The 17,763-nt window shown below is 70.4% G+C and carries 17 protein-coding genes; 12 read left to right on the top strand and 5 right to left on the bottom strand.

The genetic code is table 11. The annotated features are described in order from the left end of the window. Positions 1–130: 130 nt before the first annotated feature. Both A4U64_RS18590 and A4U64_RS18585 read left to right on the top strand, forming a co-directional pair. A complete protein-coding gene (locus A4U64_RS18590; protein WP_065922949.1) occupies positions 131–1,213 on the top strand; it encodes a 3-deoxy-7-phosphoheptulonate synthase in 1,083 nt (360 codons plus the stop codon). Between the two features lie 142 nt (positions 1,214–1,355). Then, positions 1,356–2,237 (top strand): glycosyltransferase, encoded by an 882-nt coding sequence (locus A4U64_RS18585; RefSeq protein ID WP_065922948.1) that lies wholly within the window; start codon positions 1,356–1,358, stop codon positions 2,235–2,237. A 75-nt stretch (positions 2,238–2,312) separates the two neighbouring features. On the opposite strand, the gene thpD is transcribed toward A4U64_RS18585, so the two are convergent. Continuing rightward, positions 2,313–3,200 (bottom strand): ectoine hydroxylase, encoded by an 888-nt coding sequence (thpD, locus tag A4U64_RS18580; protein ID WP_029541769.1) that lies wholly within the window; start codon positions 3,198–3,200, stop codon positions 2,313–2,315. Positions 3,201–3,368: 168 nt separating this feature from the next. Between thpD and A4U64_RS18575 the strand changes: the two genes are divergently transcribed. Together A4U64_RS18575 and A4U64_RS18570 are read left to right on the top strand one after the other, a co-directional pair. Then, positions 3,369–4,412: a zinc-binding dehydrogenase gene (locus A4U64_RS18575; protein WP_006931096.1), complete on the top strand. Its 1,044-nt coding sequence runs from the start codon at positions 3,369–3,371 to the stop codon at positions 4,410–4,412. A 30-nt stretch (positions 4,413–4,442) separates the two neighbouring features. After that, the gene (locus tag A4U64_RS18570; protein WP_029541773.1) at positions 4,443–4,868 is read left to right on the top strand and encodes a VOC family protein; all 426 of its coding nucleotides are present in this window, start codon (positions 4,443–4,445) and stop codon (positions 4,866–4,868) included. Between the two features lie 10 nt (positions 4,869–4,878). On the opposite strand, the gene A4U64_RS18565 is transcribed toward A4U64_RS18570, so the two are convergent. Continuing rightward, positions 4,879–5,877, bottom strand: a complete 999-nt coding sequence (locus A4U64_RS18565; protein WP_006931106.1) for an AraC family transcriptional regulator — start codon at positions 5,875–5,877, stop codon at positions 4,879–4,881. Positions 5,878–5,879: 2 nt separating this feature from the next. Further along, the gene (locus A4U64_RS18560; protein WP_080688542.1) at positions 5,880–7,073 is read right to left on the bottom strand and encodes a pyridoxal phosphate-dependent aminotransferase; all 1,194 of its coding nucleotides are present in this window, start codon (positions 7,071–7,073) and stop codon (positions 5,880–5,882) included. 117 nt (positions 7,074–7,190) lie between these two features. Between A4U64_RS18560 and A4U64_RS18555 the strand changes: the two genes are divergently transcribed. After that, positions 7,191–7,793, top strand: a complete 603-nt coding sequence (locus A4U64_RS18555) for a carboxymuconolactone decarboxylase family protein (RefSeq protein ID WP_006931110.1) — start codon at positions 7,191–7,193, stop codon at positions 7,791–7,793. Here A4U64_RS18555 and A4U64_RS18550 read toward each other — a convergent pair. After that, positions 7,775–8,188, bottom strand: a complete 414-nt coding sequence (locus A4U64_RS18550; protein ID WP_006931112.1) for a VOC family protein — start codon at positions 8,186–8,188, stop codon at positions 7,775–7,777. The two genes, A4U64_RS18555 and A4U64_RS18550, sit on opposite strands and share 19 nt — an antisense overlap. A 113-nt stretch (positions 8,189–8,301) precedes the next feature. Here A4U64_RS18550 and A4U64_RS18545 point away from each other — a divergent pair, with 113 nt between their 5' ends. Beyond that, positions 8,302–10,647 carry a galactose oxidase-like domain-containing protein gene (locus tag A4U64_RS18545; RefSeq protein ID WP_065922947.1) on the top strand — a complete coding sequence of 782 codons (2,346 nt, stop codon included), beginning with the start codon at positions 8,302–8,304 and terminating at the stop codon, positions 10,645–10,647. A gap of 41 nt (positions 10,648–10,688) precedes the next feature. On the opposite strand, the gene A4U64_RS18540 is transcribed toward A4U64_RS18545, so the two are convergent. Continuing rightward, complete coding sequence (locus tag A4U64_RS18540; protein WP_065922946.1) at positions 10,689–11,618, bottom strand: sigma-70 family RNA polymerase sigma factor; 930 nt, start codon at positions 11,616–11,618, stop codon at positions 10,689–10,691. A gap of 358 nt (positions 11,619–11,976) precedes the next feature. Here A4U64_RS18540 and A4U64_RS18535 point away from each other — a divergent pair, with 358 nt between their 5' ends. The 6 genes from A4U64_RS18535 (at position 11,977) to A4U64_RS18510 (ending at position 17,747) form a co-directional block, all read left to right on the top strand. After that, positions 11,977–13,065, top strand: coding sequence for an ABC transporter substrate-binding protein (locus A4U64_RS18535; protein ID WP_050034701.1), 1,089 nt, complete (start codon positions 11,977–11,979; stop codon positions 13,063–13,065). After that, complete coding sequence (locus tag A4U64_RS18530) at positions 13,062–13,886, top strand: ABC transporter ATP-binding protein (protein ID WP_029541783.1); 825 nt, start codon at positions 13,062–13,064, stop codon at positions 13,884–13,886. The genes A4U64_RS18535 and A4U64_RS18530 overlap by 4 nt, the downstream gene beginning before the upstream one ends. Continuing rightward, entirely contained in the window at positions 13,879–14,751 is an 873-nt protein-coding gene (locus A4U64_RS18525; RefSeq protein WP_006931126.1) for an ABC transporter permease, read from the top strand. The genes A4U64_RS18530 and A4U64_RS18525 overlap by 8 nt, the downstream gene beginning before the upstream one ends. 33 nt (positions 14,752–14,784) lie before the next feature. Next, positions 14,785–16,137, top strand: coding sequence for an LLM class flavin-dependent oxidoreductase (locus tag A4U64_RS18520; protein WP_065922945.1), 1,353 nt, complete (start codon positions 14,785–14,787; stop codon positions 16,135–16,137). A 181-nt stretch (positions 16,138–16,318) separates the two neighbouring features. Then, positions 16,319–16,753, top strand: a complete 435-nt coding sequence (locus tag A4U64_RS18515) for an MFS transporter (protein WP_072634507.1) — start codon at positions 16,319–16,321, stop codon at positions 16,751–16,753. A 7-nt stretch (positions 16,754–16,760) separates the two neighbouring features. Then, on the top strand, positions 16,761–17,747 hold the full coding sequence (locus A4U64_RS18510; protein WP_006931130.1) for an LLM class F420-dependent oxidoreductase: 987 nt from the start codon (positions 16,761–16,763) through the stop codon (positions 17,745–17,747). Positions 17,748–17,763 lie beyond the last annotated feature (16 nt).

The following is a 17,763-nucleotide window of genomic DNA, read 5'->3' as shown; positions in this document are numbered from 1 at the left end:
GCCGGCCCGGGGTGGGTCGGTCGGCGTAACCGCGCGCTGACTTCTTCCACCTACGAGCCGGACACGGACCGGCTCGCTGGGATCTTTCAGGTTCAGCCAGGGTCGGCCCGGGAACAGGAACCGAACCCCGATGGCCACCAGCACCTCCATCTCCACCGCGAATCTCGACGAACAGCGGACCGTGCGGATCAGCCCGCTCGTCGCCCCGGCCGTCGTCCGCGGCGAGCACGCCCCCGACGAGGTGGCCGCCGCCACCGTGCGCTCGGGCCGCGCCGACACCGTGGCGATCCTCGACGGCACCGACGACCGGCTGCTCGTCGTGGTCGGGCCGTGCTCGGTGCACGACCCCGCCGCCGCGATGGACTACGCGCGCCGCCTCGCCGCCAAGGCCGACGATCTGCGCGACGACCTGCACGTGGTGATGCGGGTGTACTTCGAGAAGCCGCGCACCACCCTCGGGTGGAAGGGCCTGCTCAACGACCCGCACCTCGACGGCACCTACGACATCAACACCGGTCTGCGCATCGGCCGCAAGCTGCTGCTCGACGTGTCCGGCCTCGGACTGCCGGTCGGGTGCGAGTTCCTCGACCCGATCCTGCCGCAGTACTACGCGGATCTGGTCACCTACGGCGCGATCGGTGCCCGCACCGCGGCCAGCCAGGTACACCGGCAACTGTGCAGCGCCCTGTCCATGCCGGTCGGCATCAAGAACTCCACCGAGGGTGACGTGCAGGTGGCCGTCGACGGCACCCGCGCCGCCGCCGCGAGCCACGTGTTCCCCGGCACCGATCTCGACGGGCAGGCCGCGCTCATCGAGACCGTCGGCAACCCCGACTGCCACGTCATCCTGCGCGGCGGCTCCGCCGGCCCCAACTACGACGCCGGGACGGTCGCCGACACCATGGCCCGCCTGCGCAAGGCCGGTCTGCCCGAGCGCGTCGTGATCGACGCGAGCCACGGCAACAGCAGCAAGAACCACGAGAAGCAGGTCGACGTCGTCACCGACATCGCCGAGCGGCTCGTCGCGGGCGAGAAGGGCATCGTCGGTGTGATGCTGGAGAGCTTCCTCGCGGCGGGCCGTCAGGACCTGACCCTGGGCCGGTCCGACGAGCTCGAGTACGGCAAGTCGATCACCGACGCGTGCCTCGACTGGGCCACCACGGCCGACCAGCTCGACCGGCTGGCCGACGCGGTGCGCCGCCGGCGCGCCTGAGGCCCGCGGTGCGCCGCCGGCGCGCCTGAGGCCCGCGGCGCCCCTGACGCCGGTGCCCGGGAACCGTTTCGGGGGATGTCCCGGAACGGTTCCCGCCCTCGGCGCTCCGCGGCGCGCGGCCGGTCGCGGTAGCGTCGGAGGCATGCATCAGCACACGCTGTCGGTGGTCGTGCCGGCGTACAACGAGGAACGCTACATCGGTCCGTGCCTGGCGGCGCTGTTGGAGCAGGAAGCGGACATCCGCGAAATCGTGGTAGTGGACAACAATTCGACGGACAGGACGGGCGAGATCGTCGACGCGATCGCCGAGCGGTCTCCGATCGTCCGCCGGATCGTCGAGCCCCGCCCCGGCGTCGCATTCGCCCGCAATGCCGGATTCGACTCGGCGGCAGGAGATCTCCTCGGCCGGATCGACGCCGACACGCGGGTGCGGCCCGGATGGGCCCGCGCGATCCTCGACTTCTTCGCGCGTGCAGACACCGAGAGCGTCGGTGCCGTCAGCGGACTCAGCAACTCCTACGACTCGCCGTACCGGGAGCTCAAGCGCCGGTATATCGAGCAGCGCGTGCGCAAGGGCTTCTTCGGCGGTGAGCGCCGCATCGACAACCTGCACGGTGCCAACATGGCCGTGCGCCGGTCGGCCTGGCAGCGCGTCCGCGACGCGGTCAGCACGGATGCCGGGATCCACGAAGACCTCGACCTGGCCCTGTGCCTGCGCGAGGCCGACATCGAGATCGCCCAGCTCTCCGAGCTGTTCGTCGACATCTCCCCACGGCGTGCGCTGACGCCGCCGCGGGAGTACACCAAGTACATCCGCTCCGGAACCGCCACGTTCGAACTGCACGGCCGGATGAATCCGGTGCTTCGCCGAATCCTGCGGGCGCACTGGGCGTTCCACGTGCTCGTGTATCTGGCCTACCGGCCCTACGATCCGGAGCTGGGCCGGTTCACGCTCACCCGGCTGCTGCGCACACCGCGTGCCCGCACGCTGCCGATCGACGTGGCGGACACCGCCCGCGTGTGAGCGCCGCGATGCGGGGTGCGCCCGGCCCGCGCCGGTCGCACCCCGCGTCCGTTCGTGTCAGCACGTCCGTTCGGGTCAGTGCAGGGGAGTGAAGTCCCGGCTGCCGAGGTAGTCCGGCCGCCGGCGCGGCGCCGAGAACGGCTCGACGAGCGCGTTCTCGACACTGTTGAACACCACGAACAGATTCGACCGGGGGAACGGGGTGATGTTGCCGTTCGAACCGTGCATGCAGTTCGCGTCGAACACCGTGGCCGAACCGGCCGAGCCGGTGAACGTGGCGATGCCGTGCTCGGCGGCCATCGAGGTCAGCGTGTCCTCGTCGGGCGAACCGGTGGGGGGCACGTGCGTGACGAGGGACTGCCGGTAGTAGTCGTCGGGGGTGGTACCGGCGCACGAGACGAAGGTCCGGTGCGAACCGGGCATGATCATCAAACCGCCGTTGTAACCGTAGTTCTCGGTCAGCGCGACGGAGATGCTCAGCGCCCGCGGACGCGGCATCCCGTCCTCGGCGTGCCAGGTCTCGAAATCGGAGTGCCAGTAGAACGGTCCGCCGCGGAATCCCGGCTTGACGTTCAGCCTCGATTGGTGGATGTAGACCGCCGAGCCGAGGAGTTGGCGGGCGATTCCGGCGATCTCCGGTCGCCGGACGATCTCGGCGACCGTGCCGGAGAGGCGGTGCACGTCGAACACGGAGCGCACGTCCCCGCTTCCCGCCTCCCGCACGACCCGCTCGTCGTCGGCCAGATCCCGGCCCAGACGTGCCGTCTCGTCGAGCAGATTTCCGACGTCGTGCGCCGGCAGGAGCGCGTCGACGGTGTGGAACCCGCGCCGGTCGTACTCGGCGACGGCCGGGGCGTCCGGCGGCCCCGTTGCCGATCCCCACACCACCGGATCCGGCCGGGACACGCTCACGCAGTTCGTGCGGTTCCGGGTCGGGTAGTCGTCGATGACGGCCGTCTGCATTGTTGCGAATCACCCTCTCGAAGTCGATGACGGTTCCTTCCGACGCTCTCACCCGCCGTGGGCGGATGCAACCCGTCGCGGAGATCCGCGGCACAAACATGCGCAACGCCGCATGCGCCGGGAGTAGGGTCGCCCCTGGCTGCCGCCGCACAACAGGATGAGGGGATCATGACCGAGACGATGCGCGCCGCGCGTTTTCATGCGGACACCAGAACCAATGTGCTGGAAGATGTTCCGATTCCGTCGCCGGGCCCCGGCGAGGTGCTCGTCAAGGTCGCCTTCTGCGGCATCTGCCACTCGGACCTGAGCCTGCTCGACGGCACCTTCCCGGCCCTGCTGCCGGTGGTCACCCAGGGCCACGAAGCCGCCGGGATCATCGCGGCCGTCGGGGACGGCGTGACCGGGTGGGAGGTCGGGGACCGCGTCGTGCCCTCGGCCGGACGACCGTGCATGCAGTGCCGCAAGTGCCGGCGCGGCGACCTGACCAACTGCCTGAACATCCAGTTGATGGCCTTCGCGTACGACGGCGCCTGGGCCGAGTACACCGTCGCACAGGCGGGCGGTCTCACCCTCGTGCCCGACAACGTCCCGCTCGAGCAGGCGGCGATCCTCGCCGACGCGGTGTCCACGCCGTTCGGCGCCGTCGTGCGCACCGGGCAGGTACAGGTGGGCGAGGCCGTCGGCGTGTGGGGGGTCGGCGGAGTGGGCACCCACATCGTGCAGCTCGCCCGGCTGATCGGTGCCGTGCCGGTCCTCGCGTTCGACATCAACCCCGCGGTGCGGGAGCGGGCCCTCGAACTCGGCGCCGACTATGCGTTCGACTCCCGCGACCCGGACCTGGTGCAGAGGGTCGCCGAGGCGACCGGCGGGAAGATGCTCGACGTGGCCTTCGACTCGGCGGGCGTGAAGGCCACCTTCGACCAGGCCCTGCAGTGCGTGATGACGGGTGGCCGCGTCGTGGTCGTCGGGCTGAGCGGGCAGGAGGCCTCCCTGGGCCCCACCGCCACGTTCGGACTGTCGCGCAAGCACGTGATGGGCCACCTCGGCTACAAGAATGTCGACATCGAAACGCTCGCCGCGCTCGTCTCCCGCGGCCGCCTGGACATCTCCCGCTCGATCAGCGAGATCGTGCCGCTGGAGAACATCGCCGAGGGCATCGAGAAGCTGCACAACCACATCGGGGATCCGATCCGGATCCTCGTTCAGCCCTGACCTGTCGGAGTCTCGTCGTACCGTCGCCGCATGGGTTACGAATTCCAGGTGACGGTCGATTCCGACAGCCCGCACACGCTGGCGAAATGGTGGGCGGCCGCGCTGGGCTGGCGGGTGGAGCCGAGCAACGAGGACTTCATCCGCGGCCTGGTCGCGGCCGGCCACGCCCGCGAGGACGACACCGAGATCTTCGAGGGCGTCCTGGTCTGGAAGGCGGGCGCCGCGATCTCCGATCCCGAGGTGCCCGCGCGTCCGCGCGTGCTCTTCCAGCGGGTGCCCGAGGGCAAGACGGTGAAGAACCGGCTGCACTTCGACATCCGGGCCGGGGAGGAACGTGAGGCGCTCGCCGGGCGGCTCGTCGAGGCGGGCGCGACCGTCCTGCACCGGGGCCGGCAGGGGCCGAGCGAGTGGATCACCATGACCGACCCGGAGGGCAACGAGTTCTGCGTCGGGTGAACCGGCGGACCTACCGATACGCGCGCGGGGTCTTGCCCGTCCATCGCTTGAAGGCACGCCGGAACGCGCTCGGCTCGGAGAAGCCGAGGCGGGCCGACAGCGCGTCCACCGGTTCGCCGCGGCGCAGCCCGGCGATCGCCGTGTCGCGCAGCACCTCCTCGCGCAACTGCCCGAGCGAGGTGCCCTCCTGCCGGAGCAGGCGCCGCAGATGCGGTGCGCTCACCGACAGCATCTCCGCGACTTCCTCGGCGGTCGCCGTGCGTCCCTCGATGCCCGACTCGAAGATCCGCCGCACCTGCGACGCGGCGGTGGAGTCGTAGTCGCGTTCCGACATCATCAGATTCGGCGATTCGCGCAGATAGTCCTCGAGCGTCTCCTCGGTCTGGACGATGGGCGACCGCAGTGCCGCGTTGTCGATTTCGAGCGCCGCCCCGTCGGCGTCGAAGGTGACCGGCACCCCGAAGATCGCGTCGTAGTTCTTCGCGAGCACCGGATCGGGCTCGCCGTAGGGAACCGTGACCGACGCCAGCCGTACTCGTCCGCCGACGAGCCAGGCCGCGAAGCGGTGCAGCAGGATGAGCAGGAAATCGATGATGACGCGGGTCTTGTCGTCGCACGGCTCCGGCAGCACCACCTCGAGCCGGGTCGTCTGCGGGCCCGGCGTCAGCCGCAGTCTCGGCAGCGTCGGCAGCACGCGGTTGACCTCGATCATCCGTTCGAGGGCCTGGGCCAGGTCCCGGCAGTGGATCAGCGTCAGGCACATCACGCGGAAGGTGCCGCGGGGCACCGGCCCCGGCCCGAGGCCGAACAACTCGTCACCGGTGAGCTCCCAGGTCTTCTGCGTGAACCGGGTGACCTGTTCGGGGGTGAGGCGCGCGTGCGGGTGCGCGAGCACCGCGCGACTGATCCGGGCCGCGTCCAGGGCCGGGGCCAGATCCACGCCGTTCGCCGCGGCGAGAACCACCGAGCGGCGCACGAAGTCGGAGGGAATGGTGGCGGGGGCGGTCATGTTCAGCCGTGCTCCCGCAGGCTGCGCAGCCGCCGGACGCCCTCGAGGAGGACGTCGTCGCGCTTGCAGAACGCGAAGCGCACCAGATGGTTCCACTGCTGGGGGTCGTCGACGAAGGCGCTGACCGGGACCGCGGCCACCCCGATGCGTTCGGGCAGGGTCCGGCAGAAGGCGACACCGTCCGTCGCGCCGAACGGGGTGATGTCCGCGCACACGAAATACGTGCCGGCCGAGTCCAACACACCGAATCCGGCGTCGGCGAGGGCGCCGGAGAGCAGATCGCGCCTGCGCTGCAGATCGTCGCGCTGGGCGGCGATCCACGGCTGCTCGTGGGTCAGCGCGTACGCGACGGCGGGCTGGAACGGCGCCCCGGCGACGAACGACATGAACTGTTTCGCCGCGCGCACCCCGTCGATCAGTTCGCGGGGGCCGAGCGCCCATCCGATCTTCCAGCCGGTGACGTTGAACGTCTTCGCGGCGCTGGACACGGTGACGGTGCGTTCGGCCATGCCGGGCAGCGACGCGAGCGGGCGGTGCCGGCGGCCGTCGAACACCAGGTGCTCGTACACCTCGTCGGACAGCACCAGCAGGTCCCGCTCGCAGGCCAGTGCCGCGACCGCGGCGAGCGCCGCGTCGTCGTAGACCGTGCCCGTCGGGTTGTGCGGGGTGTTGACCACGAGCATGCGGGTGCGCTCGGTGACCGCGGCGCGCAGCGCGTCCACGTCCAGGACGAACCCGGACCCCGCGCGGGCGAGCGGCACCGTGCGGCGGCTCGCCCCCGCCAGCGCCACGGACGCGGCGTAGGAGTCGTAGTAGGGCTCGGTGAGCAGCACCTCGTCGCCGGGTTCGACGAGACCGAGGATGGCGGCGCTGATCGCCTCGGTGGCGCCGACGGTGACGAGGACCTCGGTGTCCGGGTCGTGCTCGAGCCCGTACCGGGCGGCGCGGTCCGCCGCGATCGCCCGGCGCAACTCGGGCGTGCCCGGCCCGGGCGGGTACTGGTTGACGCCGTCGGCGATGGCCTGGCGCGCGACGTCCAGCATCGCGCGGGGGCCGTCCGTGTCGGGAAAACCCTGGCCGAGGTTCACGGCGTCGTGCGTAACGGCCAGGGCGGTCATCTCGGCGAAGATCGTGGACGCGAACGGGCGCAGCCTGCGGACGGTGCGGACCCGATGTGAGGACGCGATTTCTGCCATTTCTGCAGCTTAGCCGCGCCCTTCCCGGCCTCCGGCAGCGGTCGTGTCACATCCGGCGGGGCTGTCTCGTCCAAAGGATGAACGGTCCCGCTCGGGACCCGAGGAACGGAGAAGGTCATGGCGCGCATTCCCGCGGTGACACCGGCCGAGGCCGGCGTCACGACGAAGATCGCCTACCGGGTGGCCCGGCGCCGCTTCGGGGAGGTGCCCGAGCCGTTCGCCGTCTACGCCCACCATCCGGCGTTGATGCGGGCGAGCGCCGTGCACGAGATGCTCGTCGAGCGCGCCTCGACGGTGCTGCCGGCGCACGTCCGCGAGCTCGCGGTGTACCGGGTGGCCTGGAGCGTCGGGTGCTCCTGGTGCGTCGACTTCGGCGCGATGCTGCAGCGGCTCGACGGACTCGACGTGGACCGCCTCGAGCACATCGCCGACTACGCGACCTCCGACGCCTACAGCGACGACGAGCGTGCGGCGATCGCGTACGCCGACGCGATGACGGGAGCCGGCGGTGCGGCCGTCGCGGTGACGGACGAGCAGGTCGCCGACCTCGAGCGTCGCTTCGGGCGGGCCGGGGTGGTGGAACTGACGTACCAGATCGCGCTCGAGAACATGCGGGCCCGGATGAACTCGGCCCTGGGCATCCACGAGCAGGGATTCAGCACCGACGCGTGCCGGGTGCCGTGGCTGCAGGACGACGCGGCTCAGGGCAGCACGAGCTGACCGATGGGACCCGGATTCCAGGCGATCTCCCACCGGAATCCGTCGGGGTCCGCGAAATACCCTGTGTAGCCGCCCCACTCACGTTCGACCGCGTCGGAGACCGGATCGGCTCCGGCGCGGCGGGCGGTGTCCAGCACCCGGTCGACGTCCGCTCGGTCGGCGACGTTGTGGGCGAGCGTAACGGGCGGGACGCCGCCCCGCTGCACGGGGCCGACCTCGGCCGCGAACTGCCGTTCGTCCCACAGGGACAGGACGAGGTGCGGGCCGACCTGGATCATCACCACCTCGCCGGGGACGTCGACGACCGGGGTCCAGCCGAGTCCGTCGACGTAGAAGCGCCGGGTGCGCTCGAGGTCGGCGACGGCGAGAGTGACGAAGCTCAGTCGTTGCTCCATGGCCGAAGCCTAGGCGTGTCCGTCCCGGACACGCGAGTGCGGATGGGCGACACTGTTCGTGGTGTCTCGTTCGCGGACCCGACCGCGGCCGGACCCGGATACTGGGAGGCGCCATGGCCGGTGGTTTCGTGCCTGTTCCGGACTGGTTCAGCTGGGAGAATCACGACTGCGGCGTCGCCGTCGCCGACCTCGACGGTGACGGCGCACCGGACGTCGTCGCTCTCATGATCGACAACCCGCGAGAGCAGAACACCGGCTGGTACCGGGTCGGACACGGGCTGGCCGCCGACGGAACGGTGCGCAACTGGGAGTCCTGGATCCCCGTTCCCGATTGGTGGGGCTGGGAGAACCAGGGCGCCGGTATCGCCGTCGCGGACCTCGGCGGTACCGGCACGCTCGACCTCGTCGTCTTCGTCGTCGACAACCCGTCCGGTCAGAACTCCGGATACTTCCGCATCGGCCGCGACCTGGCCGCCAACGGAACGGTCACGGGAGGGTGGACGCCGTGGATCGCGGTCCCGGACTGGTACGGGTGGGAGAACCAGGGCGCCGACATCGCGATCGCCGACCTCGACGGCCTGCCCACCCTCGTGGTCTTCGTCGTCGACAACCCGCCCGGCCAGAACAGCGGACAGTTCCGGCTGGGCCGGGGGTTGACTCCCGAGGGAACGCTGACCGCCGGCTGGACGCCCTGGGTGCCCGTACCGGACTGGTACGGCTGGGAGAACCAGGGTGCGGGCATCGCCGTCACCGACCTCGACGGCGACGGTCGGCCCGAACTGATCGTGCTCGCCGTCGACAATCCGCCGGGGGAGAACGGTGGTCACTACACGATCGGCTGGGGTCTGGACGGATCCGGTCACGCCCTCGACGGCTGGAGCGTGTGGTCCACCATCCCGGCGTGGGGCTTCTGGGAGAACCAGGGTGCGGCAGCCGCAGTGCTGGATCGGGGCGACGGTTCCCGGCCCGAACTGGTCGTGCTCGCGACGGACAACCCACCGCAGCGCAACACCGGATACCTCCGCGTGGTCGAACTCGTCACGGACGTCGACGAGGCGCCCGACATGGGCCTCTGGCGGCTGCTCGACTTCGGCACCGAGATCAATCCCGTGCACGCGGCGCTGCTGCACACCGGGGACGTGCTCTTCTTCGCAGGCTCCGGGAACGATCCCGACCACCATGCAGCCCATCGATTCCGCACCAGAGTCTGGCACTATCCCGCTCCCGAACTCGACGCTCCGGCCACACCGATCGACCTGTTCTGCGTCGGGCAGGCGTTTCTTCCCGACGGGCGCCTTCTCGCGGCCGGGGGCACCGAACGGTACGACCCGTTCTACGGTCTGAAGGACGCGCTCGTCTTCGATCCGGTCACGGGGGAGTGGTCGGCGACCGCCGACATGACGTACGGGCGGTGGTACCCGACGCTGCTCACCCTCGGCGACGGGAACGTGGTCGCGGTGTCCGGACTCGGCGCCGACAACCATCTTTCGGTCGTCCCCGAGCGGTACACCGCGGCGACCGCGACGTGGTCGGAACTGCCGTCGCCGGGCCCGATCCCGATGTATGCGCACCTGTTCCTGCTCGCGGACGGCCGGATCTTCTATTCCGGAGGTCAATACGGCGGGAACAACGGCATGCGGCCGTCCGTGTGGGATCCCGATACGGGTCACGTCACCGCCGTGGCCGGCCTGGCCGTGCCCGGTTCCCGCAATCAGGCGGCGAGCGTGCTGCTGCCGCCGGCCCAGCAGCAGAGGGTCATGATCCTCGGCGGCGGAGGATTCGACCTGCACAGTCCCGCACCTGCACTCGCCGACACGCGGATCGTCGACCTCACCGACCCGGAGCCCGCCTATCGGCCCGGTCCCCCGATGGCCCATGCCCGCATGCATCTGAGCGCGGTGCTGCTCCCGGACCGCACGGTGCTCGCCACGGGCGGTTCGGCGGTGGAGGAGACGGCGCACGGCGCACCGCCCCATGCGGAGATCTACCGGCCCGCCACCGGCGTGTGGACGCACACCGCGCCCTCTCGGGTGCCCCGGCTCTACCACTCGGTCGCCTTGCTGACCCCCGACGGGAAAGTGGTCACCGCCGGCTCGAATCCGGCCCGCAAGACGGAGGACCTGCGCATCGAGATCTACTGGCCCCCGTATCTGTTCCACGGCGACCGGCCGACCCTCGAGCTGGCCGCCGCCGAGGGCGGGTACGGGGGAACCGTTGCCGCGACCGTGCACCCGCGCGGCGCCGTACAGACCGTCGGCCTCGTCCGTCCGGGCGCCTGCACCCACTCGTGCGACAGCGAGCAACGCCTGGTCGACGTCGCGTTCACCACCGGGGCGGGTGGATCGGTCACGCTGCATCTGCCCACCGACCCCGACCTCGCGCCGCCGGGGTGGTACCTCGTGTTCGCGGTCGACGAGCACGAGGTGCCGTCGATCGGCCGATGGCTGCACCTGGGGTGAAACCGATCGCACCGTCCGGTCGGCGGATTCGGCCCGGTTCGCTACGCTCGGTGGTCGTCCCCGCGGGCGAGCAGGACGCCGCGGAGCTTGTCGGGATTCGCCATGTCGTAGGCCGCCCAGACCCGTCCGTTGCGGACCGTGCAGCCGACGACCCGGCCGGCGAAGGCCCGGTGGGTCTCGTCGCCGGGGCCGCCCCCGCTGACGAACCCGAGTTCGCCGTTGACGAGCGCCGGTGTGCCGGCCAGGAACGCCTCGGCGCCGTAGCGCTGCATCAGGCCCAGGAAGAACCGGGCGAACCGCTCCGCGCCGACGACGACGTTGACGGCCGTGCGGGTCACCCCGTTGGCGTCTCCGATCACCCGGGCATCGGGATCGAGCGCCGCGACCACCGCCGCGAGGTCCCCGGAGGCGAGGGCGGTCATCAGCCGCTGCACCGCCTCGACGTGCTCGGCGGCCGGCACGGGGGGCGGCGCGGCCGCGACGGCCCGCCTACCGCGGGAGGCGAGCTGGCGCGCGGACGCCGGCGTGACGTCGAGAATGCCGGCGATCTCGTCGAACGGCACGGCGAACCCGTCGTGCAGGACGAAGGCGACGCGCTGGGCGGGGGTGAGCGTGTCCAGCACGACCATCGCCGCCATCCTGCTGTCCTCCTGCCGCACCACGGCTTCCAGTGGATCCGGGGCCGGCGATCCGCCGAGCGGGGTGACGATCGGCTCGGGCAGCCACTGGCCGACATAGTTCTCCCGGCGCGCCGTCGCCGACCGCAGCCGGTCGAGGCACAGGCGTCCGACGACGGTGGTCAGCCATGCCCGCAGATCGTCGATCCGGTCGGTGTCGGCGCCGTCGAGGCGCAGCCACGCGTCCTGGACCGCGTCCTCGGCGTCGGCGACGCTGCCCGTCAGCCGGTAGGCGACGGAGAGCAGGTGCGGCCGATGCTGCTCGAAGGCGTCGGCGAGCACGGCGGTGCGCATGGGGCGATCGTACCGACCGACGGCGCGATCGCGACCGGTACGGCACCGGACCGAACATGTCAAGGGATCCGCACACGGATGCGCCGAAGCGTTGACCCGTCGCGGCGGCCCGGGACAGACTTCCGGAGTCCGATCGCCGCAGAAGGAGTCCACCGTGTACGAGTGTCCGGACTGTTGTCGCTGACCCTCCCGGTGTAGCCCGGCGTGCCGGCCCGTCCGGCCGGCCGCCGTCGCGCGATCTTCCGTTGCCGCACCGCGAATCCCGGTGTCGCGTACGCCTTCACTGTCGCCGCGCGCCGCATTTCTCCGTGCCCGCCGTGCCGGGCCTCTTCGTCGAACGTAAGGGACAACTCTCGCGATGTCGTATTCCACGCTGCGCAGCCGACTGGTCCGGTCGGCTGCGGTCGCAGCCACTCTCGTCACCCTCGCCGCGGGGGTCGCGGCCTGCTCCTCGGGGTCGGAGACCACCACCACCGAGGACGGTCGCACCGTCCTGCGCTACCAGGGCTCGGCCGGCCAGGTCACCTATCCCGAACTCGCGGAGAACCTCGGTTACTACGAGAACGTCGCGCTGGACTGGGTGGGCGACACCACCAGCGGTCCGCAGGACATCCAGTCCGCGGCCACCGGCCAGACCGAGTTCGGCGGCGCATTCAACGGCGCCGTCATCAAGCTCGCCGCCGCCAACTCGCCGATCACGTCGGTCATCAGCTACTACGGCTCCGACAAGGAGTCGTTCAACGGCTACTACGTGCTCGAGGACAGCCCGATCCGCACCGCCCGGGATCTGATCGGCAAGAAGGTGGGGATGAACACGCTCGGTGCCCACCACGAGTTCCTCGTCCGCGAATGGCTCGCCCAGCAGGGACTGACCCCGGACGAGATCAAGCAGGTCGAACTGATCGTCGTGCCCCCGGTGAACACCGAGCAGGCGCTGCGGGAAGGGCAGATCGACGTCGGCACCCTCGGCAGCGTGTTCCGCGAGACCGCGGTCTCGCGCGGCGGGATCCGTCCGCTGTTCACCGACGAGTCCCTGTTCGGGGCGTTCAGCTACGGCACGTACGTCTTCCGAGACGACTTCATCGCCGAGAACCGGGACGCGGTGGCGGATTTCGTGCAGGGCACGGCGCGGGCCATTCGCTGGGCGCAGACCACCCCACGCGACGAGGTCATCGCCGAGTACAAGGAGATCATCAACGGCCGCGGCCGCAACGAGAACACCAACCTCGTCGAGTTCTACAAGAGCCCCGGCGTCGCCGGCCCGGGCGGGACGATCACCGAACAGGAGATCCAGACCTGGCTCGACTGGCTCGCCCGGAACGGCGAACTGCCCGAGGGCACGTTCACCCCGGCCGACATCTACACCAACGAATTCAACCCCTACGCCAACGGCACCTACGAACCGTCGAGCGGTCCGAACGGTGAACCCGTCGAGGAGGCGAAATGAGCACCACCCCGAAGCTCCGTCTCGAGCACGTGACCAAGCAGTTCCCGGTCCGCGGTACGGACACCGCGTTCACTGCCCTCGACGATGTCAGCCTCGACCTGGCCGACGGTGAGTTCCTCGTCCTCGTCGGCCCCAGCGGCTGCGGCAAGTCCACGCTGCTCGACCTTCTCGGCGGGCTGAGCAGCCCGACGTCGGGACGGATCCTGCTCGACGGACAGCCGATCTCCGGGCCGGGCCTGGATCGGGGCATCGTCTTCCAGCAGTACGCGCTCCTGCCGTGGCGCACCGCGCGGCACAACATCGAATTCGGCCTCGAGGCGAAGGGCCTGCCCCGGCGTCAGCGCCGCGCGCTGGCCGAGCACTACCTCGAGCTGGTGGGGCTGCGCGGGTTCGGCGATCGCTATCCGCACGAGCTGTCCGGCGGCATGAAACAGCGCGTCGCGATCGCCCGGAGCCTGGCGTTCGACCCCGAGGTGCTCCTCATGGACGAGCCGTTCGCCGCCCTCGACGCGCAGACCCGGGAGTCGTTGCAGGACGAGCTGTTGCGGATCCGGCACGAGACCGGCAAGACCATCCTGTTCATCACCCACGGCATCGACGAGGCGATCTACCTCGGACAGCGCGTCGCCGTGCTCACGTCCCGGCCCGGGCGGATCAAGACCGTCGTGGACATCGACATCGATCGCACCGTCGACGACGTCCGGTCCGGCGAGGCGTTCCGACACTATCGACACCGGATCTGGTCGTTGCTGCACTCGGAGGTCGAGCGCGCGCAGCACCACGAGTTCGGTGCCGCAACCCAGGAGGTGCAGCATGTCTAGTCCGAGCGCCACGCTGATCGACCCCGTCGAGCTCGACGGGGCCCTCGCGGAGCAGCGACCCGCGCCGGCCGTGCCCGCCCCGGGCGCCGGGACCGGACGCCGGGTCGGTGCCGTCGTATGGCGCGGTGTGAAGCCGGCCCTCGCGATCCTCGCCTTCCTCGCGGTCTGGGAGACCGCGCCCCGGCTCGGGCTCGTCGACGAGGTGTTCCTGCCGCCCTTCACCGTGGTCGCGGAGGCCTTCACCCAGCTGATCGGTAGTGGCCAGCTCGCCGAACACCTCGGCGCCAGCCTGTCCCGGGCCGTCACCGGATTCGTGATCGCAGTGCTCGTCGCGATCCCGCTCGGGGTGGCGATCGGCTGGTACCGGCCGGTGGCCGAGTTCCTCAACCCGATCCTCGAGCTGTTCCGCAACACCGCCGCGCTCGCACTGCTGCCCGTGTTCATCCTGATCCTGGGCATCGGCGAGACCTCGAAGGTGGCGCTGGTGATCTACGCGAGCACCTTCCCGATCCTGCTCAACACCATCTCCGGCGTGCGCACCGTGGATCCGCTGCTGGTCAAATCGGCCCGTTCCCTCGGTCTGCCTTCCTACCGCCTGTTCCAGAAGGTGATCCTGCCGGCTGCCGTGCCGACGATCTTCACCGGCATCCGGATGGCTGCGGCCTCGTCGATCCTCGTGCTCATTGCGGCCGAGATGGTCGGCGCCAAAGCAGGTCTCGGCTATCTCATCACCGCCTCGCAGCTCAACTTCCAGATCCCGAACATGTATGCCGGCATCGTCGCCATCTCCCTCGTCGGTCTGACCTTCAACGGGATCCTCGTCGCAGTCGAGCGCCGACTGTCCCGCTGGCGCGCAGACCAGTAGTCCGTCCGTTCCCACGTACTCGGATAGGTTGTCATGTCCCAGTCTCCGAAGCAGTTCCACCTCAACGCCTTCCTGATGGGGGTCGGCCACCACGAGGCCGCCTGGCGGCACCCGCGCACCGACGAGCGCCGCGTCCTCGACGTCGCACACTTCCAGGAGCTCGCGCAGATCGCCGAACGCGGCAAGCTCGACTCGGTGTTCTTCGCCGACGGCCTCGCGACCGGTCCCCGCGTGGAACACAACATCCAGGCGGTCTTCGAGCCGATCACCCTGCTGTCCGCGATGGCCGTCGTCACCGAGCGGGTGGGCCTGATCGCCACCGCGTCGACCGGCTACAACGAGCCGTTCAACCTCGCCCGCAAGTTCGCCTCGCTCGACCACATCAGCCACGGCCGCGCCGGCTGGAACATCGTGACCTCGGGTGGCGCCGACGAGGCGGCCAACTTCGGCTACGACGAGACACCGGACCACGCCGGCCGTTACGACCGCGCCGCCGAGTTCGTCGACGTCGCCGTCGACCTGTGGGACAGCTGGGACGACGATGCCGTCGAGCTGGACGTCGACAGCGGCCGCTTCGCCGACCCGGCCAAGGTACACACCATCGACCACGACGGCGCGCGGTTCACGGTGCGCGGCCCACTGAACTCCCCGCGCTCACCCCAGGGCCGTCCCGTGCTGGTACAGGCCGGATCCTCGGAGAGCGGAAAGGATTTCGCCGCCCGGTACGCCGAGGCGGTCTTCACCGCGCAGCGCACCCTGGCCGAGGGGCAGGCGTTCTACCGCGACCTGAAGGCCCGCGTGGCCGAGGCGGGGCGGGATCCGCACTCCCTGAAGGTGCTCCCCGGGATCGTGCCGTTCATCGGCGACACCGAGGCCGAGGCCAAGGCGCTCGAGCAGGAGTTCACCGACCTGATCTCACCGGCGTACTCGTTGCGCCAGCTCTCCGGGATGGTGGGAGTTGATCTCACCGAGCATGCCCTGGACGCGCCCCTGCCTCCGCTGCCGCCGATCGACCGGATCCAGGGCAACAAGAGCCGCTACGAACTGGTGAGGAACCTCGCCGAGAGCGAGGGCCTGACCGTGCGCCAGCTCATCGGGAAGCTCGGCGGCGGCCGCGGTCACCGCACCTTCGCCGGCACCCCCGAACAGATCGCCGACGAACTGCAGCTGTGGTTCGACAGCGAGGCCGCCGACGGCTTCAACGTCATGCCGCCGTATCTGCCCGGCGGACTCGAGGACTTCACCACCCGCGTGGTGCCGATCCTGCAGGAGCGCGGGCTGTTCCGCACCGAGTACACGGCGACGACGTTGCGCGGCCACTACGGGCTCGACCGCCCGGCCGGTCGCCTCGCGGCCACCGCATACGCGGGTGCCGCGACGGCGTGAGTCCGCCCCTCGAACCGACGTCGCTCGTCCGGACGGTGTTCGTCCCGTCCGCGATCTTCGGGATCGGGCAGGGTGCCGGGGCCCCGGTGGTTGCGCTTCTCGCGCGCGACCTCGGGGCCCCGGTGTCCGTGGCCGGGTTGATCGTGGCGTCGACCTGCTCTGTTCGTATCCGGCGGGACAGATGATGGACCGCTTCGGCCGCCGCGTCGTGGCGGTGCCGTCGCTGCTCGTGATCGGTGTGGCGTTTCTGGCGCTCCCGATCGCGGACGATCTCATCTCCCTCGTGGCGGTGGCCGTGCTCCTCGGAATCGGCAACGGCCTGGGCAACGGCGTCATCATGACGCTCGGGGCCGACACCGCCCCGCCGCGGACGCGTGCGGAGTTTCTCGCGGCCTGGCGACTGATGCACGACAGCGGTATGTTCGCCGGCCCGTTCGCGGTCGGAGCCGTCGCCGCGCTGTCGCTGGCGGCCGGCGCACTGACCGTCGGAGGACTCGCGATGCTCGGTGCCGCCGTCATGTACCGGTACATTCCGCGATACTCGGCTTGGCCGCGTCGCACGCTGCAACCGGCGTCGGCGTCCGAGAAGGCAGCACACACCACGACACCGAGTTAGGACCCACATGCGTTTCGGATTCTTCGTCCCCCAGGGCTGGCGGCTCGACCTCGTCGGCATCGATCCCGCCGAGCAGTGGCGGGTGATGCGCGACCTGGCGCAGCGCGCCGACGCCGGCCCGTGGGAATCGATCTGGGTGTACGACCACTTCCACACCGTGCCTCTGCCCACCGAGGAGGCCACCCACGAGGCCTGGTCGCTGGTGTCGGCATTCGCCGCGGTCACCGAGAACGTGCGCATCGGACAGATGTGCACCGCCATGAGCTACCGCAACCCCGCCTACCTGGCGAAGGTCGCCGCGACCGCGGACATCATCTCCGGCGGCCGCATCGAGATGGGCATCGGCGGCGGATGGTACGAGCACGAGTGGCGCGCGTACGGATACGGCTTCCCGCCCGCCGCCGAACGGCTGCGCCGGCTCGACGAGGGCGTGCAGATCTTCCGGCAGGCCTGGACCACCGGCACCGCGACCCTGCACGGCAGGCACTACCAGGTGGACGGCGCCGTCGTGCGCCCCCTGCCGCTGCAGGACGGCGGCATCCCGCTGTGGATCGCCGGCGGCGGGGAGAAGGTGACCCTGAAGATCGCGGCCAAGTACGCGCAGTACACCAACTTCGACGGCACCCCGGAGGGCTTCGCCCACAAGTCGGAGATCCTGCGCGGGCACTGCGCCGACGTGGGCACCGACTTCGACGCCATCGTCCGCTCGGCGAACTACAACGTCGCGATCGGCCGGACCGAGGCCGAGGTGCAGGAGCGCCTCGATGCGCTGCGCGCGCGGCTCGAACCGTACGTCGGGCCGGAGAAGGCCGACAGCGCGCTCGACGCGTTCCGGGGGCTGCCCGCCGTCGGCACTCCCGAGCAGATCGTGGAGAACTTCACCGCGCTGAAGAAGCAGGGCATGACCTACGCGATCCTCTATTTCCCCGAGGCCGCGTACGACACCTCGGGCATCGAGTTGTTCGAGAGGGAAGTCCTGCCCGAACTGCGCTGACCGGGGTCGCCGGCGG

Origin of the sequence: Rhodococcus sp. WB1 (assembly GCF_001700945.1) — a bacterium.
Classification (GTDB): Bacteria; Actinomycetota; Actinomycetes; order Mycobacteriales; family Mycobacteriaceae; genus Rhodococcus; species Rhodococcus aetherivorans.
Note: the sequence above shows the minus strand (reverse complement) of the source record. Positions and strands in the feature narration are given on the sequence as shown.